Source organism: Citrobacter sp. FP75 (genome assembly GCF_018342065.1).
In the GTDB taxonomy this organism is placed as follows: Bacteria; Pseudomonadota; Gammaproteobacteria; order Enterobacterales; family Enterobacteriaceae; genus Citrobacter.
The window spans coordinates 30,683-54,083 of record NZ_JAFDOE010000008.1 but is presented as its reverse complement, the minus strand read 5'-3'; the positions used below and the strand labels follow the sequence as shown (position 1 = coordinate 54,083).

Genomic DNA, 23,401 nt, shown 5'->3' with positions numbered 1-23,401 from the left:
CGCCTTATCCGGCAACCATTAAACAGGAACATCGACCATGCAAAACATTACCACTTCCTGGTTCGTCCAGGGGATGATCAAAGCCACTTCCGATGCCTGGCTGAAAGGCTGGGACGAACGTAACGGCGGCAACCTGACGCTGCGTCTGGATGAAACGGATATTGCGCAGTTTAGCGCCGATTTTCACGAAAAACCGCGCTATATCGCGCTGAGTCAGCCGATGCCGCTGCTGGCTAACACGCCGTTTATCGTCACCGGCTCCGGTAAATTCTTCCGCAACGTTCAGCTCGATCCGGCGGCTAATTTGGGCGTGGTAAAAATCGACAGCGACGGTGCGGGCTACCACATTCTTTGGGGTCTGACCCACGAAGCCGTACCGACCTCCGAACTGCCCGCACACTTCCTTTCCCACTGTGAACGCATTAAAGCCACCCATGGCAAAGACCGCGTGATCATGCACTGCCATGCCACCAACCTGATCGCCCTGACCTATGTGCTGGAAAACAACACGGCGCTGATTACCCGCAAACTGTGGGAAGGCAGCACCGAGTGCCTGGTGGTGTTCCCGGACGGCGTCGGCATTCTGCCGTGGATGGTGCCAGGTACCGATGAAATCGGTCAGGCGACCGCCGAGGAAATGCAGAAACACACGCTGGTGCTGTGGCCGTTCCACGGCGTGTTCGGCAGCGGTCCCACGCTCGACGAAGCGTTTGGCTTGATTGATACCGCAGAGAAATCTGCCGAAGTTTTGGTCAAAATTTATTCGATGGGTGGGATGAAGCAAACCATCACACGTGAAGAGCTGATAGCACTTGGCAAACGTTTTGGCGTGACGCCGCTGGCAAGCGCACTGGCATTGTAAGGAGAATAGTGATGAGCTTTATGTTGGCACTACCCAAAATTAGCCTGCACGGCGCTGGTGCGATTGGCGATATGGTCAACCTCGTGGCGAACAAGCAATGGGGCAAAGCACTCATCGTCACCGATGGTCAACTGGTAAATCTGGGCCTGCTGGACAGCCTGTTTACCGCCCTCGATGCGCATAAAATGTCGTATCACCTGTTTGACGAAGTGTTCCCGAACCCGACGGAAGAGCTGGTGCAGAAAGGCTTTGCGGCATACCAGGACGCAGAGTGTGATTACATCATCGCTTTCGGCGGTGGTAGCCCGATCGATACCGCCAAAGCGGTGAAAATCCTGACTGCCAACCCTGGCCCGTCTACCGCCTATTCCGGCGTGGGTAAGGTAAAAAATGCTGGCGTACCGCTGGTCGCCATTAATACCACCGCCGGTACAGCAGCAGAAATGACCAGCAATGCGGTGATCATTGATTCCTCGCGCAAAGTCAAAGAAGTCATCATTGATCCGAATATTATTCCGGATATCGCCGTCGATGACGCCAGCGTGATGCTGGAAATTCCGGCCTCCGTCACTGCCGCCACCGGTATGGATGCGCTGACCCACGCGGTGGAAGCCTATGTATCCGTCGGCGCACACCCACTCACCGACGCCAACGCGCTGGAAGCCATTCGCCTGATCAACCTGTGGCTGCCCAAAGCGGTCGACGAGGGTCATAACCTCGAAGCCCGTGAGCAAATGGCGTTTGGTCAGTATCTGGCGGGTATGGCGTTCAACAGCGCCGGTCTTGGCCTGGTGCATGCGCTGGCACACCAGCCGGGTGCGACCCATAATCTGCCGCACGGCGTCTGCAACGCCATCCTGCTGCCGATTATCGAGAATTTTAACCGCCCGAACGCCGTAGCGCGCTTTGCCCGCGTGGCGCAGGCAATGGGCGTCGATACCCTTGGCATGAGCGATGAAACGGCAAGCATGGAAGCCATCAACGCCATCCGTACCCTGAGCAAGCGCGTCGGCATTCCGGCGGGCTTCAGCCAGCTTGGCGTGACCAAAGAGGACATCGAAGGGTGGCTGGATAAAGCGCTCGCCGATCCATGTGCGCCGTGTAACCCGCGCACCGCCAGCCGCGACGAGGTCCGCGCGCTGTATCTGGAGGCATTATGATCCGCAAAGCCTTTGTGATGCAGGTGAATGCCGACGCGCACGTTGAATATCAGCGTCGTCATAATCCCATCTGGCCAGAGCTGGAAGCCGTACTGAAAGCCCACGGCGCGCATCACTACGCGATTTATCTCGATCAACAACGCAATCTGCTGTTCGCTACCGTCGAGATTGAATCCGAAGAACGCTGGAACGCCGTCGCCAGTACCGACGTGTGCCAGCGTTGGTGGCAGCATATGCGTGATGTAATGCCTGCAAACCCGGACAACAGCCCGGTCAGCGCAGAATTGAAAGAAGTGTTTTATCTGCCGTAATTTTGCAAGCCGGATACGGCGCTGATGCGCCGCATCCGGCATAACAATTAACTCTGCTCAGACACCAGAATCGCCTGGGTGTCAGGTTCCAGCGCTTTAAAAATATGTGCCTGGTCAGCGGGATAACAAATGTAATCCCCTTCGCCTAACTCCTCCGGCGCATCGGTCAATCCCACCACCGCTTTCCCTTGCGTTACAATAATGTGCTCAACCGATCCCGGTGGATGTGGCTGTGAAATACGATCCGCGCCAGGCTGCGTCAGTAGCAGATAGATATCCCGCCTGGCACCCGGTGGGCAAGCGGCCAGTAAGATCGCCTGATAATGGGCCTGTTCCGCCACCACTTTTGTTCCTTCACCCCGGCGTATCACCTGGGTTTTTTGCTCCTGTGGCTCCAGCAGCCGCGCGAAAGGAATATCCAGCGCCACACACAGCGACCACAGCGTTTCCAGGCTAGGATTGCCATTACCCGCTTCCAGCTGCGAGAGCGTCGATTTTGCAATTCCGGCACGACGGGCAATCTCTGCCAGCGACAGACCGGTACGCTGGCGTTCACGGACCAGGCTTTTCGCAATCATGCTGATGGGTTGGGTCATACTTGACTCCATGTTCTTTATACCGAACGAATCGTTCGACTTGTAAATCAAACTGGTTGCGTTCATTATAATGGAAATTCGTTCGATATGGCTAAAGCAAGATGAAACATTATTTTTCCAGTCTCAAGGGCGACACCATAAAAGCGATTCTTTTGGTGTGTCTGGCGGTCGGCGTAGTGGGGATGTCTTACGGTTCGCTGGCGATGGCCTACGGCTTCCCGCTGTGGGTACCGTTTGTGCTCTCTATTACAGTGCTGGCGGGAGCGTCCGAGTTTATGTTTATCGGCATCGTCGCCAGCGGTGGTAATCCACTTGCCGCTGCGGCTGCTGGTTTGCTGGTTAACGCCCGACATGTTCCGTTCGGCGTTACGGTGCGCGACCTGGTAGGAAAGCGTGCCGCCAGTTTCCTCGGCTGTCATATCATGAACGATGAAAGCGTGGTGTTTGGCCTGTCGCAAAAAACGCCGGAACAGCGCAAAGCCGCCTACTGGCTGTGCGGTCTGGGCGTTGCCATCGTCTGGCCTCTGGGCACGCTGCTTGGCGCGATGGTTGGCAGGCTGCTGCCTGCGCCGGAAACGATCGGTCTGGATGCCGTCTTCCCTGCCATCCTGCTGGCCTTAGTGGTACCTGCATTTAAAAACCGTACGACGCTGATACGCGCCTGCAGCGGTGCCACGCTGTCTCTCGCCGCCGTCCCTTTTGCGCCGGTGGGTTTGCCGGTTCTGCTTTCACTGTTTGGCTTACTGACGAGGAAAAAATAATGGGCAACATGACGCTGTTTATCGTCGGGATCGCCGTGTTATCTCTGGGAACGTATTTAATGCGTTTAGGTGGAGCGAAACTGGGGAATCGTCTGGCGTTTTCCGAGCGCTCGCAGGCGCTGCTTTCCGACGCCGCAACGGTATTACTGTTCTCCGTTGCGCTGGCGACCACCTTTTACGAGGGTGAACACTTTGCCGGCATGGCACGCGTGCTGGGCGTGGCTTTTGCGGTGTTTCTCGCCTGGCGCAAAATGCCGCTAATTGTGGTGATTATCGCCGCTGCCGTGGTGACAGCGTTGTTGCGAATGGCGGGCATACACTAAAAATAGTATTCCCCTGTCGATCAATATTCATCAGGGGAATATCCCCCAACATCGTGTGTTTTACCCCACAAAACCGGGACATGACTCTGCCTCAAATTGTCACTCCCCTCTGACATATTGCCGCTCATCTCTTCACCGTCTCACCGTTAAAATCGGATCAACCCCATTTTGACGGAGATTTCCATGTCAGCCCTTACCGCTAACTGTATTGATCTTAATATTCAGGGCAATAGCGCTTATTCCATTCTTAAACAACTGGCGGATATGGCGTTTCAGAATGGCTACGTCAGCGATCGCCATCAATTCCTGCAAACATTGCTGTTACGCGAAAAATTGCACTCCACCGGATTTGGTTCAGGCATCGCCGTCCCTCACGGCAAAAGTACCTGCATCAAGCAACCCTTCGTTCTGTTCGCGCGAAAATCAGAAAACGTGGACTGGAAGGCCAGCGACGGTGAAGACGTCAACTGCTGAATCTGCCTCGGTGTGCCGCAAACTGGCGAGGACGACCAGGTCAAAATTATCGGCACTCTGTGCCGCAAAATAATCCATCAGGATTTTATCAACCAGCTGAAACAGGGTGATGCCGGTCAGGTACTTACCTTGTTAAATCAGACCTTAACCTCATAAGGAAACGGCTATGGAGTCATCCTTACGTCTAGTGGCGATCACCAACTGTCCTGCGGGCATCGCTCACACCTACATGGTAGCGGAAGCGCTGGAGCAAAAAGCACGCGCGCTCGGCCATACCATTAAAGTCGAAACCCAGGGTTCCAGCGGCGTTGAAAACCGTCTGACCAATGAAGAAATTGCCGCTGCGGATTATGTGATTCTGGCAACAGGGCGTGGACTAAGCGGCGAAGACAGGGCGCGTTTCGCTGGGAAAAAAGTGTATGAGATAGCCATTTCCCAGGCGCTGAAAAACATCGACCAGATTTTCATCCAGTTGCCTTCTCACTCACAACTTTTCACCGCCGATAGCAGCGTCAAACTGGGCAAGCAGGATGTGCAACAAGGTAGCGTGATGAGCCATCTGATGGCGGGGGTTTCCGCCGCGCTGCCATTTGTTATCGGCGGCGGTATCTTAGTGGCGCTCGCTAATATGCTGGTACAGTTCGGTTTGCCCTATACCGATATGTCGAAAGGCGCACCGTCGTTCACCTGGGTTGTTGAATCCATCGGCTATCTGGGTTTTACCTTTATGATCCCGATTATGGGTGCGTATATCGCGTGGTCGATTGCCGATAAACCTGCCTTCGCCCCGGCGTTTCTGGTGTGCTATCTGGCGAACGATAAAGGGTTATTAGGTACACAGTCCGGCGCGGGATTTCTCGGCGCGGTGGTGCTGGGGCTGGCGATCGGCTACTTCGTACTGTGGTTTCGCAAAGTTAAGCTCGGCAAAGCGCTTCAGCCACTGCTCGGCTCCATGCTGATCCCGTTCGTCACCTTGCTGGTGTTTGGCGTACTGACTTATTACGTCATCGGCCCGGTGATGTCCGATATCATGGGCGGCCTGCTGCACTTTCTGAACACCATTCCACCCTCCATGAAGCTGGGCGCGGCTTTCCTCGTCGGCGCGATGCTGGCGTTTGATATGGGCGGGCCCATCAATAAAACGGCCTGGTTCTTCTGCTTCTCACTGCTGGAAAAACATATCTATGACTGGTACGCCATCGTCGGCGTGGTGGCGCTGATGCCGCCCGTCGCGGCAGGCATTGCTACCTATATTGCCCCAAAACTGTTTACCCAGCAGGAGAAAGCCGCCGCCAGCAGCGCGATTGTGGTCGGCGCGACCGTCGCTACCGAACCGGCGATCCCCTACGCATTGGCTGCGCCGCTACCGATGATCACCGCCAATACGCTCTCCGGTGGTATTACCGGCATGCTGGTTATCGCCTTCGGAATCAAACGTCTGGCGCCCGGTTTAGGTATCTTTGATCCGCTGATCGGCCTGATGTCACCCGTAGGTTCGTTTTATCTGGTGCTGGCCATCGGTCTGGCGCTGAATATTTCCTTAATTATCATCCTGAAAGGATTGTGGCTGAGACGTAAAGCCGCGCAGCAGGAGCTTGCCCATGAACATTGAGTTACTACAGCAGTTATGTGAAGCCAGCGCCGTTAGCGGCGATGAACAGGAAGTTCGCACGATCCTCATTAACACGCTGGAACCCTGCGTGGATGAAATCACTTTTGACGGTCTCGGCAGCTTTGTCGCCCGCAAAGGTAGCAGTGGACCGAAGGTTGCCATCGTCGGGCACATGGATGAAGTGGGCTTTATGGTGACGCATATCGACGATAGTGGCTTTCTGCGCTTCACCACCATTGGCGGTTGGTGGAGCCAGTCGATGCTCAATCACCGGGTCACAATCCGTACTCGCAAGGGCGTGAAGATCCCCGGCGTTATTGGCTCCGTCGCCCCGCACGCTTTAGCGGAGAAGCAAAAACAGCAACCGCTGACGTTTGACGAAATGTTTATCGATATTGGCGCGAAAAACCGTGAAGAGGTGGAAAAACGCGGTATTGATATTGGCGACTTTATCAGCCCGGAGGCGAACTTTGCCCGCTGGGGAGAAGATAAGATTGTCGGCAAAGCGCTGGACAACCGCGTTGGCTGCGCCCTGATGGCGGAACTGTTACAAGCAGTAGATAACCCCGAAATCACCCTCTACGGCGTTGGCAGCGTGGAAGAAGAGGTTGGGCTGCGCGGGGCGCAAACCTCGGCGGAGCATATCAGGCCTGACGTGGTTGTCGTGCTGGATACGGCGGTGGCGGGCGATGTGCCTGGTATCGATAACATCAAATACCCGCTGAAGCTTGGTGATGGGCCGGGGCTAATGCTGTTCGATAAACGCTATTTCCCCAACCAGCAACTGGTTGCCGCATTAAAAGAGAGCGCGCAAAGCAGCGATGCGCCATTACAGTTTTGCACCATGAAAACCGGGGCCACGGACGGTGGGCGCTATAACGTGATGGGCGGCGGTCGTCCGGTGGCGGCGCTATGTTTGCCTACTCGCTATCTTCACGCTAACAGCGGTATGATTTCCGCAACGGATTATGACGCGCTGTTTACGCTGGTGCGCGAGCTGCTGACCTCACTGACGGCAGAGAAAGTGAAATCCTTCACCGACTTTCGCCAGGTGAACGATACACAAACTCATTCGAGTTGCATCAAGGCGGCAAATGAATGAATCCCTGGGAACGTACAAATAGTACGTGACCAGGGTGAGTGAATGCAGCCAACGCAGAAGCAGCTTGAAGGAGGAAGTGTATATGTTATCGGAACGCCAGTTAAAGATTGTGGACATACTCGAACAGCAGCCCTGTCCGCTGGGTGAGCTGGCGCGTCAAACTGGCGTTTCGAGTCGCACTATCCTACGCGACATTGATTATCTCAACTTTACCCTCAGCGGTAAGGCGCGTATTCAGCCTGGCGGCAACGCGGGCTATCAACTGGATATCGTCGACAGGCGCAGTTTTTTCCAGCTTCTGCAACGTCATGATAATGATGATCGGTTGCTGGCGTTTCTGTTGCTGAATACCTTTACACCCCGGATACAGCTGGCCTCAGCGCTTAATTTGCCCGAAACCTGGGTCGCAGACAGACTGCCACGTTTGAAGCAGCGCTATGAGCGCGCATTTTGCCTGGCCAGTCGTCCTGGCGCAGGTCATTTCATTGATGAACCGGAAGAAAAGCGCATTATCCTGCTGGCGAATCTGCTCAAAAAAGATCCGTTGCTGATTTCACTACCGGGCATCACGCGCGAGAACATCGAGCGACTCAACGCGGCATGTGAAAACATTAATGATTTTCCGCTGATTTCCGGGGAGTATCTCGCCAGTCTGGTGCTGGCGGTTTACGCTTTGCGTAATCAACTCTCCACCGTGTGGCCGGAATGCCGACACGCGATGTTGAATAAACTCGTAGAGCAGGCTGGGATCTATCTGGGCGATAACGCGTTCAAAACGCTTGTTGGTCTTCTGGAAACCCGGCGGCGTCAGGCGATGACCATTTCCACCGATGCCATAGTCTCTTTGTTAAGAAGCATTCCCGGCGTTGCTTCGCTGAATATTATCGACGCCCAACTGACCGATAATATTACTGGTCATTTACTGAGATGTATTTCAGCGCCCGTCTGGATACCGGAACATCGCCAGAACAGCATGAATAACCTGAAAGCCGCCTGGCCTGCCGCCTTCGATATGAGCCTGCATTTTATCGCCCTGCTGCGCGAACAGGTAGATATTCCGCTGTTCGACAGTGATCTGATCGGCCTCTATTTTGCCTGCGCGCTGGAGCGACACCAGAATGAGCGTCAACCCATTGTGCTGTTATCCGATCAAAACGCCATCGCCACCATAAATAAGCAGGCCATTGAACGCGACGTATTGAATTGTCGGGTCATTATTGCGCGAAATGTCGGTGAATTGGGTGCCATCTGTGATGAAATCACGCCATTACTCATCGTCAACAATAGCCACTATTTGCTTGATAATGCAGTTAAGAATGCGCTCACAATTAAAAACATTATCACTGCGGCAGGTACTGAGCAGATTAAACACTTCCTCGCGACGGCTTTCATCCGCCAGCAGCCCGAACGGTTCTTTTTACAACAGGGAAGCTTCCATTATCTCAATACCGAGGGCGAAACCTGGCAGCGCATTATCGGGGGGATCTGCGGGCAACTTGTGGCCCAGAACCACATCACCGAAGACGAAGCGCTGCGCATTTGCGCCCGGGAACATGAAGGCGAAAACCTGATAGTCAATCGCCTGGCGATCCCCCACTGCTGGAGCGAACAGGAACACCGTTTTCGCGGATTCTTTATTACCCTTGAGCGCACCATTCAGGTAAATAATGAGCCCGTAAGTCATGTGCTGATCGCTTGTGCGGCCGCGGCTGCGCGGCATGAGTTAAAAATCTTCAGTTACTTATCCAGCGTGCTGTGTCGCTATCCCGCCGAAACGATTTCAGGGCTTGATGGGTATGAGGCGTTTATTGCGCTGTTAAAACAGTAACCGCAGAAACTAAAAAAGCGCCTCGAAGGCGCTCTTTCTACAGTTCTGAGATGACTTATTTCAGCAGTTCAGCGGTCATATGCACGCGGTTGCCAGTGTAAGCCTGGATGATTTTATAATCGCTGGCGCCTGCACGTTCAGCCTGAGCGGCAATTTTCGCTTCAGCGCTTTCCAGCGTAGAACCGGTTGCGGTAACAGTCTGAGCAGCGAAAGAACCGAAAGATGTAGCGAGAGCGATGACTGCGACAAAAGTTTTGATGCTTTTCATGATATAAACCCTTTAATTTAGTTGTTTGAGTAAGGCACTGCGCCTTGATGTGATAAATAATAGCCCTCACATCACACAACTAAAAGCGGAAGGATTTGCCAGTTTCATTCAAATTTATTGAACATATATCATTCAGCAATCAAACGTTCCGGGTGCGTATAAATCGTTGCCCTGCCCGGCTTGCAAAAGCCCACCAGCGTCAGGTTACAGCGCTCGGCAACTTCCACCGCCAGCGTCGTCGCGGCAGATACCGCAAACAGGATCTCCACACCGCACATTGCTGACTTTTGCACCATCTCATAGCTGGCGCGACTGGAAACTAATACGGCTCCCTGTTGCCAGCTTTCCCCTTCAATCGCTCGCCGTCCGAGCAGTTTGTCCAGCGCAACGTGACGCCCAACATCCTCATGTCCACCCGCCAGATGGCCTGACGCCTGTACCCAGGCCGCTGCATGCGTGCAGCCTGTCAGTTGTCCAACAGGCTGGAAATCAGGGAGATGTCTTAAGGCGTTATCGAGATGCGCCAGATCGAATGTCTGGGTAAACGGCAGAGGCTGGACCGGCTTGCCAATGTCATTGAGTTGTTCAACGCCGCAAACGCCACAACCGGTACGACCGGCCAGTGCACGACGGCGCTCCTTCAGCCCCATAAAACGACGGCTGGAAAGTTCAACCTGCACTTCTAATCCATTACAGGAAGGGACCACTTCCATCCCGTAGATATCTTGTGGGTGCTCAATAATGCCTTCAGAAAGTGAAAAGCCCATCGCAAAGTGCTCAAGATCTTTCGGTGACGCCATCATCACTACGTGCGAGATCCCGTTGTAAACCAGCGCAACCGGCACTTCTTCCGCGACGACATCCGGCTGAGGATGTTGCAAATCCTCGCGTTTCCAGAGGGTCAGCTGGCGCGATCCTGTCAAAGCCGTCACATTTTTGATGTTTTCTTGAATAATCTTATTCACTTTCTTTTAACCATATTGGAACACACATACCAACATTGTGGTATTCTTTACAAATCCCTCCAGGACGGAGGGAAATTCACCCAATTCTGGACCTTTGCGGTCCCGTCCGCAAAGAAAAATAACAACCACTTCCCTCGCGATCGAGTAACGGAAAAGTGAAGGGAACGTGACAATGTCGAAACAAGGAGCAAACCATGCAGGTCAGCAGAAGGCAGTTCTTTAAGATCTGCGCTGGCGGTATGGCAGGCACCACGGCAGCGGCACTGGGCTTTGCACCCGGCGCGGCGCTCGCGGAAACACGGCAATATAAACTGCTGCGCACACGCGAAACCCGTAACACCTGCACTTACTGTTCCGTTGGCTGTGGACTGTTAATGTACAGTCTCGGTGACGGTGCGAAAAACGCCAAAGCATCCATCTTCCATATCGAGGGCGATCCGGACCATCCGGTGAACCGTGGCGCGCTGTGCCCGAAAGGGGCTGGACTTGTGGACTTCATCCACTCCGAAAGTCGCCTGAAATTCCCGGAATACCGCGCACCGGGCTCCGATAAGTGGCAACAAATTAGCTGGGATGAGGCATTTGACCGCATCGCTAAGCTGATGAAAGAAGACCGCGACGCTAACTACGTTGCGAAAAACGCCGAAGGCGTAACCGTTAACCGCTGGCTTTCCACCGGGATGCTGTGTGCTTCCGCGTCCAGTAACGAAACCGGCTATTTAACGCAAAAATTCTCCCGCGCGCTGGGTATGCTCGCGGTCGACAACCAGGCACGCGTCTGACACGGACCAACGGTAGCAAGTCTTGCTCCAACATTTGGTCGCGGTGCGATGACCAACCACTGGGTCGACATTAAAAACGCCAACCTCGTTGTGGTGATGGGCGGTAACGCCGCTGAAGCTCACCCGGTCGGGTTCCGCTGGGCGATGGAAGCCAAAATTCACAATGGCGCGAAGCTGATTGTGATTGATCCTCGCTTTACGCGAACCGCAGCGGTGGCTGATTTCTATGCTCCGATTCGTTCCGGTACTGACATTGCTTTCCTGTCAGGCGTCTTGCTGTACCTGCTGAACAACGAAAAATTCAACCGCGAATACACTGAGGCCTATACCAACGCCAGCCTGATCGTGCGTGAGGATTACGGTTTCGAAGATGGCCTGTTCACCGGCTACGACGCGGACAAACGCAAGTATGACAAAACCAGCTGGAACTACGAGCTGGATGAAAAAGGCTTCGCCAAACGCGATGTCACCCTGCAACACCCGCGCTGCGTGTGGAACCTGCTGAAACAGCACGTTTCCCGCTACACGCCGGATGTCGTAGAAAACATCTGCGGTACGCCGAAGGCTGATTTCCTGAAAGTATGCGAATACATCGCAGAAACCAGCGTCAAAGACAAAACCGCGTCGTTCCTGTATGCACTAGGCTGGACGCAGCACTCCGTGGGCGCGCAGAACATCCGCACCATGGCGATGATCCAGCTGCTGCTTGGCAACATGGGGATGGCTGGCGGCGGTGTTAACGCCCTGCGCGGTCACTCTAACATTCAGGGTCTGACTGACTTAGGCTTGCTGTCACAGAGCCTGCCGGGCTATATGACGCTGCCGAGCGAAAAACAGACTGACCTGCAAACCTACCTTGCCGCCAACACGCCTAAACCGTTGCTCGAAGGTCAGGTTAACTACTGGGGCAACTACCCGAAATTCTTTGTCTCGATGATGAAAGCCTTCTTTGGCGATAAAGCAACAGCGGAAAACAGCTGGGGCTTCGACTGGCTGCCGAAGTGGGATAAAGGGTACGACGTTCTGCAGTATTTCGAGATGATGAACCAGGGCAAAGTGAATGGCTATATTTGCCAGGGCTTTAACCCGGTCGCGTCATTCCCGAATAAAAACAAGGTGGTGGCTTCACTGTCCAAACTGAAGTTCCTGGTGACCATCGACCCGCTCAACACCGAGACCTCCACCTTCTGGCAAAACCACGGTGAGTCGAACGATGTAGATCCGTCGAAAATCCAGACCGAAGTGTTCCGTCTGCCGTCCACCTGCTTCGCCGAAGAGAACGGTTCTATCGTTAACTCCGGTCGCTGGCTGCAGTGGCACTGGAAAGGCGCAGATGCCCCAGGGATTGCCGCCACCGATGGTGAAATCCTCGCTGGTATCTTCCTGCGCATGCGCAAGATGTACGCCGAACAGGGTGGTGCAAATCCGGAACAGGTGCTGAGCATGACCTGGAACTACTCCACGCCGCATGAACCCGCTTCGGAAGAGGTGGCGATGGAGAGCAACGGTAAAGCGCTGGCCGACATTACCGACCCGGCAACCGGCGCGGTGATCGTCAAGAAAGGCCAACAGCTTAGCTCGTTTGCCCAACTGCGCGACGACGGTACGACCTCCAGCGGCTGCTGGATTTTCGCCGGTAGCTGGACGCCAGAAGGCAACCAGATGGCGCGTCGCGATAACGCCGACCCGTCGGGTCTGGGCAATACGCTGGGCTGGGCTTGGGCGTGGCCGCTCAACCGCCGCATTCTGTATAACCGCGCCTCCGCCGATCCGCAGGGGAATCCGTGGGATCCAAAACGTCAGATCCTGAAATGGGATGGGGCGAAGTGGAGCGGGATGGATATTCCGGACTACAGCGCCGCGGCACCGGGCAGCAACGTTGGGCCGTTTATCATGCAGCCGGAAGGGATGGGACGTCTGTTTGCTATCGATAAGATGGCGGAAGGGCCGTTCCCGGAACATTACGAGCCGTTTGAAACGCCGCTGGGCACTAACCCACTGCACCCGAACGTTATCTCTAACCCAGCCGCCCGTATCTTTAAAGGCGACGAAGAAGCACTGGGCAAAGCGGATAAGTTCCCGTACGTCGGCACAACCTACCGTCTGACCGAGCACTTCCACTACTGGACCAAGCATGCGCTGTTAAACGCCATCGCACAGCCGGAACAGTTTGTGGAAATTGGCGAGAAGCTGGCGAATAAGCTCGGCATCTCTCACGGCGATACCGTTAAAGTCTCCTCTAACCGCGGCTACATTAAAGCCAAAGCAGTGGTGACCAAACGTATTCGCACGTTGAAGGCCAACGGTCAGGATATCGATACCATCGGTATTCCGATTCACTGGGGCTACGAAGGTGTGGCGAAAAAAGGCTTTATCGCTAACACGTTAACGCCATTCGTCGGTGATGCGAACACGCAGACGCCGGAATTTAAGTCCTTCCTCGTGAACGTGGAAAAGGTGTAACGGAGACGACCTATGGCTTATCAATCGCAGGACATCATTCGTCGTTCCGCTACTAATGGTTTCACCCCCGCGCCTCAGGCGCGGGATCACCAGGAAGAGGTGGCGAAGCTTATCGACGTCACCACCTGTATCGGCTGTAAAGCGTGTCAGGTGGCCTGTTCGGAATGGAACGACATCCGTGATGAAGTGGGCAACAACGTTGGGGTGTACGACAACCCGGCTGATTTGACCGCCAAATCCTGGACGGTGATGCGTTTCTCGGAAGTGGAGCAAGACGACAAACTGGAGTGGCTGATCCGTAAGGATGGCTGCATGCACTGCGCCGATCCGGGCTGCCTGAAGGCGTGTCCGGCGGAAGGGGCTATCATTCAGTATGCCAACGGCATTGTCGACTTCCAGTCTGAGCAGTGTATTGGCTGCGGCTACTGCATTGCGGGCTGTCCGTTCGACGTGCCGCGCCTCAACCCGGAAGACAACCGCGTTTACAAATGTACGCTGTGCGTTGACCGTGTGGTGGTAGGACAAGAACCGGCCTGCGTGAAAACCTGCCCAACCGGCGCGATTCATTTCGGCACTAAAGAGTCGATGAAAACGCTGGCAGGCGAGCGCGTGGCAGAGCTGAAAACCCGTGGCTACGATAACGCCGGTCTGTACGATCCGGTCGGCGTTGGCGGTACGCACGTCATGTACGTATTGCATCATGCTGACAAGCCGAATTTGTACCACGGCCTGCCGGAGAACCCGGAAATCAGCGCCACCGTGAAGTTCTGGAAAGGCATCTGGAAACCTCTCGCAGCCGTCGGCTTTGCAGCGACATTTGCGGCCAGCATCTTCCACTACGTCGGCGTAGGTCCGAACCGTGCGGAAGAGGAAGAAGACAATCTGCATGAAAAAGACGACGAGGTGCGCAAATGAAACGACGTGACACCATCGTGCGCTATACGGCGCCGGAACGCATCAACCACTGGGTCACCGCCTTCTGCTTCATGCTAGCGGCGATAAGCGGGCTGGGCTTTTTCTTCCCATCCTTCAACTGGCTGATGCAAATTATGGGCACCCCGCAACTGGCGCGAATTCTGCACCCGTTTGTCGGCGTGATTATGTTTGCCTCGTTTATCATCATGTTTTTCCGTTACTGGCACCACAATCTAATCAATCGGGATGATATCTTTTGGGCGAAGAATATTCGTAAGATTGTCGTCAACGAGGAAGTCGGTGACACGGGACGTTATAACTTCGGCCAGAAATGCGTATTCTGGGCGGCGATTATCTTCCTGGTCCTGTTACTGGTGAGCGGAGTGATCATCTGGCGTCCGTATTTTGCGCCTTCTTTCTCAATCCCGGTGATCCGATTCGCGTTAATGCTGCATTCATTTGCCGCAGTAGCGTTAATTGTGGTTATCATGGTGCACATTTACGCCGCCCTATGGGTGAAAGGCACCATTACCGCGATGGTGGAAGGATGGGTCACCAGCTCATGGGCGAAGAAACATCACCCACGCTGGTACCGTGAAGTCCGCCAGAAACAGGAAAAGTCATCTGAATGAGTATTCGCATAATCCCGCAAGATGAGCTGGAGAAGAGCGAGAAACGCACGGCGGATATGATTCCGCCGTTATTATTCCCCAGACTCAAAAATTTGTATAACCGCCGCGCTGAGCGTCTGCGCGAGCTGGCCGAGAACAACCCGCTGGGTGATTATCTGCGCTTTGCTGCGCTGATCGCCCACGCGCAGGAAGTGGTGCTGTACGACCATCCGCTGCAGATAGACCTGACCGCGCGCATCAAAGAAGCGAACGTTCAGGGCAAGCCGCCGCTGGATATCCACGTACTGCCACGCGATAAGCACTGGCAAAAACTGCTGCAATCGTTAATTGCTGAGCTGAAACCAGAAATGAGCGGTCCCGCGTTAGCGGTGATCGAGAATCTGGAAAAAGCCTCAGAGCAGGAGCTGGAACTGATGGCCAGCGCGCTGTTTGCCTCTGACTTTGCATCCGTCAGCAGCGATAAAGCGCCGTTCATCTGGGCCGCCCTGTCGCTCTACTGGGCACAAATGGCAAGCCTGATCCCCGGCAAAGCCCGTGCGGAATACGGTGAACAGCGCCAGTTCTGTCCGGTTTGCGGTTCAATGCCAGTTTCCAGCATGGTGCAAATTGGTACGACTCAGGGGCTGCGCTATCTGCACTGCAACTTGTGTGAAACCGAATGGCACGTGGTACGCGTGAAGTGCAGCAACTGCGAGCAAAGCCGTGACTTGAACTACTGGTCTCTGGATAACGAGCAGTCGGCAATTAAAGCCGAAAGCTGCGGCGACTGCGGGACTTACCTGAAGATTCTCTATCAGGAAAAGGACCCGAAAGTCGAAGCCGTTGCCGACGACCTCGCTTCACTGATGCTGGACGCGCACATGGAGCAAGAGGGCTTCGCCCGCAGCTCCATCAACCCGTTCATGTTCCCGGGCGAAGGGGAGTAAGGCGTCAGTACTACCGGGCGGCGTCAGCCGCCCGGGTTATAGCGCATACGGTGTAGCCACTCCGGGTATACCCGCAAAGTCCTTGGTATTTCGCGTAACCAGCGTAAGACGATGAATCTGTGCTGTTGCCAGAATAATGGCATCCGGCAATTTCATCCCATGTTCCTGTCTGATACTGACGCTTCTTTCAGCAATATCCAGTGACACTCCAATGACGTTAAAGGCGCTCAACGCAACGCGTGTGCGAGATTCCTGATGATATTTCTTTGCCCCAACCATCACCTCCATCCAAGTGATAAGGCTAATTGAATTCTGCGGCGGCCATGTTTCAATCGCTTGCTTTGCTTCACTCCGTCCACTAAACAGGTCGATGAGAATATTGGTGTCAAAAAGCGCGGCTCCTTTAACCATTACCATTCCTCACGAAGTTTGCGTTGGTACTCAACGCCATCTTCCTCACAACCTTTCCAGAGTCCGAGAGCGCTGGAAATTGTGGTTTCAGCCTGATCCTGCCTTTCCAGATACTGCTCAACTGCCTCCCGCAAGAGTTCAGCACGAGGTAAGTTGCGCTGCACCTTGAGATCATCGAGGCGTTTAATCACTTCGTCTGATAAATCGAGTAATATTCTGCCCATATCCATCCCAGCCATTATACTCACATATACCTCCAGTATATCATCAGCGATTAATTTTCAAACAACATACACCTGCCATTGGCGAGAAAATAGTCTTCGTTGCGGCAATTTTTACTTTTGCGAGCCGCTTTCCAGAATCATACACATACCGATTTTCCCATTTCCATTCGTACCAAATCAGGTTATAAGACTGTATATCCATACAGATAAAGGGACCACAAATGGCACTTGAAAAAGGAGTTGCGGACCTCGTTGCTGAGTTTATTACGGCTGGCCGCCCCTCTTCACGCGAGCTGAATATTGATGACCGGAGGGCAGGTTACATCGCCAGTACGGTGCTGGCCGGAGAAACAGAAAACCGTGTACAGGTTGAAGATATTGAACTCGATGCCATGACGTTTCGCGTTGTTTCGCCTCTTAACACTGCGGGAACGCTACCCTGCATCATTTACTATCATGGTGGATGTTTTGTCAGCGGTGGGTTTGCCACGCATGATAACCAGCTAAGGCAACTCGCCTGGTTCAGCGGCTGTCGGGTCATTGCAGTACAGTACCGCCTCGCGCCAGAACATACCTTCCCGGCAGCACATAACGATGCTGAAACAGGGGCTAATATTGTCTGGAAATATGCCCAGAAACTGGGTGTCGATCGCGAGCGCATAATCCTTGCTGGCGACAGCGCAGGCGGACACCTGGCGCTGGTCACCGCACTACGCCTGAAAGCGGCCAGGCAATGGCAACCTGCGCAGCTTATGCTGATCTACCCGATGCTGGACGCAACCGCCAGGTTTGCGAGCTATGACCATAATGGACAGGATTACATTATCACCCGCGACACGCTGCTGTCGGGCTACGAGATGTATATGCCGAAAACCGATCCGCTGCATCCCGAAGCCAGCCCACTCTGGCGTGAAGACTTCAACGGTCTGCCGCCCACGCACATCATTACCGCTGAATTCGATCCACTGCGAGATGAAGGCGAGGCCCTGTATCAACGATTCCAGGAACAGGATGTGGAATGCACTTGCCAACGCTATCTCGGCGTTATTCACGGATTTTTCCAGTTGGCAGGGGTGAGCCAGGCGGCACGAAGCGCCATGCAAGACGTGGTCTGGCGTGTTAGAAGCCCATCAGCAGAGATGATTTCTTAATATTCAATATTGTTTTCAACTTGAAAACATGATGGCATTGCGTTAGATTGTTTTCAGGTTGAAAACTATGTAATGGAACTACATCGTGCATGTTATCAGCCGAAAACCATTCAATGAGGTTATGCTCATGTATCCAAACCATGGGCTTGCTCTCGCTGAGTTGCTGAATGTTTTGGAGAAAAAAACATTCAATCACCCTGAAGAGATGAAACAGTATATTCCTTCTCTTGATAATTTTAAGTACAGGAATAAATGGTGGGTAATTGATGTTTCTGGTAACAACCTGAGACTCATTGCCTACATAGATTTCAGGTTACATAAAGTATTTGTGAAGCATATCGTTCTCCACGCCGAATATGACAAACTGACAGAATATTATCGGGGCCATAAAGAATGAGATCTCATCGTCATATGGACGCAGCCAGCGCAAAAAAGATCGTTGATACCTTCAGCCATGCTGTAAAAACCATCCCGCTTTTGGGGGACGAACGTAATGAAACGGAGTATCGAAGGGCACTAGCGCTAGTAGAATTTCTGGTTGACCACGACGATCTTGAAAACCCACTATTTGAATTGCTCAGTGCCCGAATCAGTGAATACGAAAAACATGCACCAGAATTCAGAGCGCTCAATCAACGCCTGAAACAAACTCCCTCTGGCGTTTCCGTATTGCGTACGCTCATGGATCAGTACGGATTAAAAGCCACCGACCTCGCCAACGAACTTGGTTCTAAATCGAACGTCAGCAACATCCTAAATGGCCGTAGAGCACTGACTGTAAGCCATATTAAAGCGCTTGCAGAACGCTTTAAACTTCCGGCAGATGCATTTATCGAGTAGAGGGTATACCCCCTACTCTTCCTCGTTCCCGCCTTCTTCATATGAGCCAAATGGCTTCGCGGGTAGCACAATGTACGTGCCTTCAAACACCACACCCGCCTTGTCATCGCCAAAAAGCTCAACCTGCATCTGAACTCGCGCCTTACGGCCTCTCGCCAGACGATCGAGATCGCCGCTCAGCGAACCCAGATCGGCAATGGCCGTCGGCTTTCCGGTGATCGCCCTGCTGTATCGGATATGCGCGTCAGCGAGGATAATCGTCCCGCCCAGATGGCGTTCACGCAGCATCAGCCAGATAAGCCCCCAACCGGTTAATGTTGCCAGAGAAAACAGGCTCCCGGCGAACAGGGTATGGTGCGGATTCTGATTGCCGGTCTCGGGCATCGTGGTAATAAATTTCTGCCCGGTATATTGCTGAATACGTACGCCCATTTTCTCGCTCAGCGGAATATGTTCGTACCAGGCTTGCTGTAATTGCCCGCACCAGTCGCCGCGATGGAGAATATCGTCCAGCGTCGCGATGGGCTTAATCATCAAAAAGTGGCGCACCGGCGTAGTTTGCGGCGTGGTGATTTCTCCCTGGCTCACAAATCCCAGCTTGGCGAAAAATTCGACCGCATCTTCACGGGCGCTACAGGTTACACGCTTTACTCCTTCCTGACGTGCCACGGACTCTAGGGTCATTGCCATCAGCGTACCCAGTCCTTTCTCCTGAACAGACGGGTCAACGGCCATAAAGCGTATAGAAGCTTCGTTATCCGCATTGATATAAAGACGCCCAACCGCGACCAGATTACCCTCTTCATCCACCACCATCTGGTGATGCGCCATGGCATCCCAGGCATCCCGCTCAGAGCCTTTTGGCTGATGCAATGGTTTACGCAGCATCTCCCAGCGAAACTGGTAGTAACGCTCCAATTCTTCTTCTGTTTGCGGTACTCGAAGGTGATACATAGTTGTATTCTCTCTTGTTACCCGCGACCACGCCGGAAGCTGGTTCATACCTGTAACCAGAACGTCACGGGGCCATCATTAACCAGTGAAACCTGCATATCGGCAGCGAATCGTCCGGTTTGCGTATTCATCTCCTGTTGGCGACAGCGCTCAACAAAGTATTCATATAACGCTTCTGCACGATCGGGCGCTGCGCCCTTTGAGAAGCCCGGGCGCATACCGCGCTCGGTATCTGCCGCCAGCGTAAATTGCGACACCACCAGCACGCTGCCGCCTGACTGCTGCACATTCAGGTTCATTTTTCCTTCGGCATCGCTGAAGATTCGATAGCCGAGCACGCGTTCGCACAGGCGGTTCGCTTTCTGTTCGTCATCATCCCTTTCGACACCTAATAAGACTAAAAGTCCTGGGCCAATTTCACCCGTCACCTCGCCCTCCACGGTGACGCTGGCACGGGTTACGCGCTGAATCAATGCAATCATGGTTGGTCTGCTTCTTCTTGTTCTGCGGCTTGTTTGAGTTTGCGGTATTCCCCGAGAGTGACAGTTATTTCCGCGCCTAGCAAGACGATACACCACGTCCAGTAGACCCAGACGAATAAAATGGGGATCACCGCCAGGACGCCGTAAATGAGCTGATAAGACGGGAACATGGTGATATAGAGCGCAAATCCTTTCTTCCCGGCTTCGAACAATACGGCGGCGACAAAAGCGCCGATCACTGCATCACGATTGGGCACGCGCGTGGTCGGTACAATGCTGTAAAGCAGCCAGAACGAGAGCCAGGAGAGCACCAGCGGCAGCATCCTCAGAACGTTATCAATAACGGTATTGAGTTCGCTGGCCCAGCGCAGGGACAAAAGATAAGAGCTGATCGCCAGACTGGCCCCCGCCAGTAGCGGACCCAGCGTTAAAATCATCCAGTAGACGGCAAAAGAGTATACTTTGGGCCGCGTGCGTTTGCTGCGCCAGATGGTATTTAACGCGCTGTCGATGGCATACATCAGCAATAGCGCTGTCACAATCAGCCCACATGCGCCGACGGCCGTCATTTTGTTCGAGTTAGCAACAAACTGTTCGATATAACGCTGGATGACGTCTCCCGTCGCAGGGATAAAGTTAGCGAAAATAAAATGCCGTAGCTGAATGCTGACGTCGGAAAACATCGGAAATGCGGCGAAAAGCGCAAAAACTACGGCAATAAGCGGCACTAACGAGAGCAGCGAGACGTAGGCAAGATTCCCCGCCAGCGTCGTCATGTTGTCCTCATCAATGCGTTGCCATAATAACTTCAGCCAGGCCCGTACAGGACGCGTATGGTGCCCGGCTTTTTGTTGCACGTTTTTTAGCATAACAACTTCGCGAAATAGTCAGGAATAGTCGTTTTATCGACGACCTGGATGCTGGTGATCCCTAACTGGTTAGCCCCTTCAATATTATCGGCGTTGTCATCAAAAAAGACCGCATCCGCGGCGGAAAAACCTTCAGACTGCAGGACATGCTGGTAAATCCGCGCTTCTGGTTTACGCATGCCAAGTTCCTGAGAAAGGTAGATATGGTCTGCCGCCTGACGCACTTCAGGATACTCATCCGGCCAGAACGTCGTATGGAGACGGTTGGTATTCGACAGCACGACTACTCGATGCCCCTGCTCACGCAGCTTATGCATGATGTCGATGACCTCAGGGCGCAAGGCGACAAAAACAGCCTGCCAGCCGTGGGAAAATTGCTCATAACTCAGCGGCAGCGCCATGTCATGACACAGCGCCTCGGCAAAGGCCTCATCGGTTATTTCACCCCGCTCATGCTGGTGAAAAGCCTCCCCCATGGTGAAACTTTGCTTTAGCGAAGCCAGTGGTACACGGCTCAGATCGCTCCATGTGCCTAACACGCGATTGAAGTCGATATCGACAATCACATTACCCAAATCAAAGATATAGAGCATGCCCTTCTCCTTACTCGCCGTGGATGAATAACTGTAGCGGGAAAGGAGAAGTTTGACTATGAGCACGTGATGGCTTCGAACTTATCGCGCCATCACCAGATGGGATTACATCGCCAGAACATCATCCTGAGAGGGACTCACCTGCACAATTTCTACCTGTTGTGACTGGAGTAAATTGTGCAATGCCGGGCCGGGATATTCATCGGTAAACAGCGCCGTCACCTGTGACACATTGCCAATCTCTACTGCGGCGGAAGCCGTGTATTTCGTATGGTCGGCAGCCAACAGAATGTGTCTCGAATGGGCCATCATCGTTTTCACTACGCTGGCTTCATTAACATCAAACTCCAGCAGCGCACCGTCGCTTTCGATAGCCCCTACGCTGGTCACCAGATAATCCGCCCTAAAATCAGCCACAAACGCCGTCGCAGAAGGGCCGATAATGCCGCTGTTATGCGGGCGCAGCGTTCCGCCAGGCACCATCACTTCAAAACGCGGATTGTTGTAAAGAATGTGCGCCACACGCAAGCTATTGGTGATAATGCGTAAATGGTTATGATTTAACAACGCCCGCGCCACCTGCTCCACGGTGGTACCAATGGTAATGAACACCGTCGAGCCGTCAGGAATGTAGTCAGCCACCGCTTCCGCGATGGCTTTTTTCTCTTCCGTCCACGAGATTTCACGCTGCTCGAATGCCGTATTCACCACGCTGGACGCTCTACCCGCCCCACCGTGATGACGCGTAATCAATCCCTGCTCGCTTAATTTACGAATATCACGACGCACGGTCTGCGTGGAGACATCCAGCAGACTGGCCAGCTCGTCAATATTCATATAACCGCGCTCGCTAATCAGCATAAGCAGCTGATCGTGTCGCGGATTACCGGTTAGTTCGGTAAGGCTCATGAAATTTCCTCGAAAAACCATTGCCCTGGCATTTTATACAAAAAGTGACAGAAAAGATCGGGTTTGATCACAGTCAGGGATCCCCGCACGTCCACCCGGACGCGTACACTTCAGCGCCGCGACCCCACTGGCGAACCTGACAGCATCCTCCTGATCGCAGCCGCAAGCCAGACTAAATGCCAGTGCGCCGTGAAAAACGTCCCCGGCACCGGTAGTATCAACCACATCCACTGAGAACCCAGACTGATGTTGTAACACGTTATTTTTTATCCAGTTGCAGCCTTCGCTGCCGCGCGTCACATAGACATGTCCATTTGTGAGCGTTTGTGCTTTTTTTAGTCCAGCTTCAGGTTCTTTTATCCCGGTCAGACGTGCCAGACCCGGTTCAGAGAATGCCGCATGGTCGCTTAACGCCACCAGCTCACTGATATCCTGTGGCGTAACATCGCCATCCAGCACCGTCATCACGCCTGCCTGGTGCGCCAACGTGAACGCCTGTTTTGCGCCTTGATGCCAGCGAACATCCGCCAACACCACATCCCACTGGGAAAAATCGATTTCGTTGAGCCAGTCGGCGTCTGGCAGTAAATCCGGGCTGGGGTAATTGACAATAATCCGCTCCCCTTGTTGATCGACCATAATCGCCGACTGCGAAGACTTCGCCCCCGTATAGCGTCGGGTGTAACGGGTATTTACCCCCAGGGATTCAAGCTCCGCCAACAGGCTATTTCCGGTGTCGTCATCGCCCACGCGGCCAATAAAGTCCACCTGCGCGCCCAGCTTCGCCGCAGCCACTGCCGCCGTTGCCGCTGGCCCTCCCCCCACTTCTGTATAGCGCTTCGCCACATATTTGCCCCCTTCGGTCGGTAAGCCTTCTACGTAATAGATGCGATCCATCACGGTAATACCCACACAAGCAACACGAATCATGGTCATTCCTCAAACGTTTCGGGATGAGCTCATTTTAATTTCACAAAATGTTTAAAAA

At 53.6% G+C, this 23,401-nt stretch carries 26 protein-coding genes and 1 pseudogene; 16 read left to right on the top strand and 11 right to left on the bottom strand.

Translation table 11 applies throughout. From position 1 onward, the window contains the following. Positions 1 to 37: 37 nt before the first annotated feature. From rhaD to rhaM, 3 genes are read left to right on the top strand one after another with little or no spacing between them, the layout of a single operon-like run. The gene (rhaD, locus tag JQ822_RS20850) at positions 38 to 862 is read left to right on the top strand and encodes a rhamnulose-1-phosphate aldolase (protein WP_213135059.1); all 825 of its coding nucleotides are present in this window, start codon (positions 38 to 40) and stop codon (positions 860 to 862) included. A gap of 11 nt (positions 863 to 873) precedes the next feature. After that, a complete protein-coding gene (fucO, locus tag JQ822_RS20845; RefSeq protein ID WP_213135058.1) occupies positions 874 to 2,022 on the top strand; it encodes a lactaldehyde reductase in 1,149 nt (382 codons plus the stop codon). Beyond that, positions 2,019 to 2,333, top strand: coding sequence for an L-rhamnose mutarotase (rhaM, locus tag JQ822_RS20840; protein ID WP_213135057.1), 315 nt, complete (start codon positions 2,019 to 2,021; stop codon positions 2,331 to 2,333). Before fucO ends, rhaM begins: the two co-directional genes overlap by 4 nt. A gap of 47 nt (positions 2,334 to 2,380) precedes the next feature. Here rhaM and JQ822_RS20835 read toward each other — a convergent pair whose 3' ends face one another. Then, positions 2,381 to 2,929, bottom strand: coding sequence for a helix-turn-helix domain-containing protein (locus JQ822_RS20835; RefSeq protein ID WP_213135056.1), 549 nt, complete (start codon positions 2,927 to 2,929; stop codon positions 2,381 to 2,383). 101 nt (positions 2,930 to 3,030) lie between these two features. Between JQ822_RS20835 and JQ822_RS20830 the strand changes: the two genes are divergently transcribed. The 6 genes and pseudogenes from JQ822_RS20830 to JQ822_RS20805 all read left to right on the top strand — a co-directional run bounded on the left by JQ822_RS20830 (position 3,031) and on the right by JQ822_RS20805 (position 9,029). Further along, a complete protein-coding gene (locus JQ822_RS20830) occupies positions 3,031 to 3,690 on the top strand; it encodes an AzlC family ABC transporter permease (RefSeq protein WP_213135055.1) in 660 nt (219 codons plus the stop codon). Beyond that, positions 3,690 to 4,013: an AzlD domain-containing protein gene (locus JQ822_RS20825; RefSeq protein WP_213135054.1), complete on the top strand. Its 324-nt coding sequence runs from the start codon at positions 3,690 to 3,692 to the stop codon at positions 4,011 to 4,013. Before JQ822_RS20830 ends, JQ822_RS20825 begins: the two co-directional genes overlap by 1 nt. A 183-nt stretch (positions 4,014 to 4,196) precedes the next feature. After that, positions 4,197 to 4,643: pseudogene (locus JQ822_RS20820) on the top strand (PTS fructose transporter subunit IIA). Positions 4,644 to 4,653: 10 nt separating this feature from the next. Beyond that, positions 4,654 to 6,099 (top strand): PTS fructose-like transporter subunit IIBC, encoded by a 1,446-nt coding sequence (locus tag JQ822_RS20815; protein ID WP_213135053.1) that lies wholly within the window; start codon positions 4,654 to 4,656, stop codon positions 6,097 to 6,099. Continuing rightward, complete coding sequence (locus JQ822_RS20810; RefSeq protein ID WP_213135052.1) at positions 6,089 to 7,201, top strand: aminopeptidase; 1,113 nt, start codon at positions 6,089 to 6,091, stop codon at positions 7,199 to 7,201. The genes JQ822_RS20815 and JQ822_RS20810 overlap by 11 nt, the downstream gene beginning before the upstream one ends. An 82-nt stretch (positions 7,202 to 7,283) precedes the next feature. After that, a complete protein-coding gene (locus JQ822_RS20805; protein WP_213135051.1) occupies positions 7,284 to 9,029 on the top strand; it encodes a putative frv operon regulatory protein in 1,746 nt (581 codons plus the stop codon). Positions 9,030 to 9,084: 55 nt separating this feature from the next. Here the strand turns inward: JQ822_RS20805 and JQ822_RS20800 are convergent, their stop codons facing one another. Both JQ822_RS20800 and fdhD read right to left on the bottom strand, forming a co-directional pair. Further along, a complete protein-coding gene (locus JQ822_RS20800; protein WP_213135050.1) occupies positions 9,085 to 9,297 on the bottom strand; it encodes a DUF1471 domain-containing protein in 213 nt (70 codons plus the stop codon). A 128-nt stretch (positions 9,298 to 9,425) separates the two neighbouring features. After that, positions 9,426 to 10,262: a formate dehydrogenase accessory sulfurtransferase FdhD gene (gene fdhD, locus JQ822_RS20795; protein ID WP_213135049.1), complete on the bottom strand. Its 837-nt coding sequence runs from the start codon at positions 10,260 to 10,262 to the stop codon at positions 9,426 to 9,428. Positions 10,263 to 10,456: 194 nt separating this feature from the next. Here fdhD and fdnG point away from each other — a divergent pair, with 194 nt between their 5' ends. From fdnG to fdhE, 4 genes are read left to right on the top strand one after another with little or no spacing between them, the layout of a single operon-like run. Then, positions 10,457 to 13,507, top strand: coding sequence for a formate dehydrogenase-N subunit alpha (gene fdnG, locus JQ822_RS20790; protein WP_213135048.1), 3,051 nt, complete (start codon positions 10,457 to 10,459; stop codon positions 13,505 to 13,507). 12 nt (positions 13,508 to 13,519) lie between these two features. After that, positions 13,520 to 14,422: a formate dehydrogenase O subunit beta gene (fdoH, locus tag JQ822_RS20785; RefSeq protein ID WP_213135047.1), complete on the top strand. Its 903-nt coding sequence runs from the start codon at positions 13,520 to 13,522 to the stop codon at positions 14,420 to 14,422. After that, the gene (gene fdoI / locus JQ822_RS20780; protein WP_213135046.1) at positions 14,419 to 15,054 is read left to right on the top strand and encodes a formate dehydrogenase cytochrome b556 subunit; all 636 of its coding nucleotides are present in this window, start codon (positions 14,419 to 14,421) and stop codon (positions 15,052 to 15,054) included. Before fdoH ends, fdoI begins: the two co-directional genes overlap by 4 nt. Then, on the top strand, positions 15,051 to 15,980 hold the full coding sequence (gene fdhE, locus JQ822_RS20775) for a formate dehydrogenase accessory protein FdhE (protein ID WP_213135045.1): 930 nt from the start codon (positions 15,051 to 15,053) through the stop codon (positions 15,978 to 15,980). The genes fdoI and fdhE overlap by 4 nt, the downstream gene beginning before the upstream one ends. 36 nt (positions 15,981 to 16,016) lie before the next feature. On the opposite strand, the gene JQ822_RS20770 is transcribed toward fdhE, so the two are convergent. Both JQ822_RS20770 and JQ822_RS20765 read right to left on the bottom strand, forming a co-directional pair. Continuing rightward, on the bottom strand, positions 16,017 to 16,391 hold the full coding sequence (locus JQ822_RS20770; RefSeq protein WP_213135044.1) for a type II toxin-antitoxin system VapC family toxin: 375 nt from the start codon (positions 16,389 to 16,391) through the stop codon (positions 16,017 to 16,019). After that, positions 16,391 to 16,633 (bottom strand): ribbon-helix-helix domain-containing protein, encoded by a 243-nt coding sequence (locus JQ822_RS20765; protein WP_213135120.1) that lies wholly within the window; start codon positions 16,631 to 16,633, stop codon positions 16,391 to 16,393. The genes JQ822_RS20770 and JQ822_RS20765 overlap by 1 nt, the downstream gene beginning before the upstream one ends. A 203-nt stretch (positions 16,634 to 16,836) precedes the next feature. Here JQ822_RS20765 and JQ822_RS20760 point away from each other — a divergent pair, with 203 nt between their 5' ends. From JQ822_RS20760 to JQ822_RS20750, 3 genes are all read left to right on the top strand, one after another. Further along, positions 16,837 to 17,766: an alpha/beta hydrolase gene (locus tag JQ822_RS20760; protein WP_213135043.1), complete on the top strand. Its 930-nt coding sequence runs from the start codon at positions 16,837 to 16,839 to the stop codon at positions 17,764 to 17,766. 85 nt (positions 17,767 to 17,851) lie between these two features. Next, positions 17,852 to 18,163 carry a type II toxin-antitoxin system HigB family toxin gene (locus tag JQ822_RS20755; RefSeq protein ID WP_213135042.1) on the top strand — a complete coding sequence of 104 codons (312 nt, stop codon included), beginning with the start codon at positions 17,852 to 17,854 and terminating at the stop codon, positions 18,161 to 18,163. After that, positions 18,160 to 18,606, top strand: a complete 447-nt coding sequence (locus JQ822_RS20750) for a helix-turn-helix domain-containing protein (RefSeq protein WP_213135041.1) — start codon at positions 18,160 to 18,162, stop codon at positions 18,604 to 18,606. Before JQ822_RS20755 ends, JQ822_RS20750 begins: the two co-directional genes overlap by 4 nt. Positions 18,607 to 18,618: 12 nt before the next feature. On the opposite strand, the gene fabY is transcribed toward JQ822_RS20750, so the two are convergent. The 6 genes from fabY to JQ822_RS20720 all read right to left on the bottom strand — a co-directional run bounded on the left by fabY (position 18,619) and on the right by JQ822_RS20720 (position 23,343). Further along, positions 18,619 to 19,560: a fatty acid biosynthesis protein FabY gene (fabY, locus tag JQ822_RS20745; protein ID WP_213135040.1), complete on the bottom strand. Its 942-nt coding sequence runs from the start codon at positions 19,558 to 19,560 to the stop codon at positions 18,619 to 18,621. Positions 19,561 to 19,604: 44 nt separating this feature from the next. Continuing rightward, positions 19,605 to 20,042 carry a D-aminoacyl-tRNA deacylase gene (gene dtd / locus JQ822_RS20740; protein WP_003825289.1) on the bottom strand — a complete coding sequence of 146 codons (438 nt, stop codon included), beginning with the start codon at positions 20,040 to 20,042 and terminating at the stop codon, positions 19,605 to 19,607. Beyond that, positions 20,039 to 20,911 (bottom strand): virulence factor BrkB family protein, encoded by an 873-nt coding sequence (locus JQ822_RS20735; protein WP_213135039.1) that lies wholly within the window; start codon positions 20,909 to 20,911, stop codon positions 20,039 to 20,041. The genes dtd and JQ822_RS20735 overlap by 4 nt, the downstream gene beginning before the upstream one ends. After that, on the bottom strand, positions 20,905 to 21,504 hold the full coding sequence (gene yihX, locus JQ822_RS20730; protein ID WP_213135038.1) for a glucose-1-phosphatase: 600 nt from the start codon (positions 21,502 to 21,504) through the stop codon (positions 20,905 to 20,907). The genes JQ822_RS20735 and yihX overlap by 7 nt, the downstream gene beginning before the upstream one ends. A gap of 105 nt (positions 21,505 to 21,609) precedes the next feature. Further along, positions 21,610 to 22,413: a DeoR/GlpR family DNA-binding transcription regulator gene (locus tag JQ822_RS20725; protein WP_213135037.1), complete on the bottom strand. Its 804-nt coding sequence runs from the start codon at positions 22,411 to 22,413 to the stop codon at positions 21,610 to 21,612. 33 nt (positions 22,414 to 22,446) lie between these two features. Beyond that, complete coding sequence (locus JQ822_RS20720; RefSeq protein WP_213135036.1) at positions 22,447 to 23,343, bottom strand: sugar kinase; 897 nt, start codon at positions 23,341 to 23,343, stop codon at positions 22,447 to 22,449. Positions 23,344 to 23,401 lie beyond the last annotated feature (58 nt).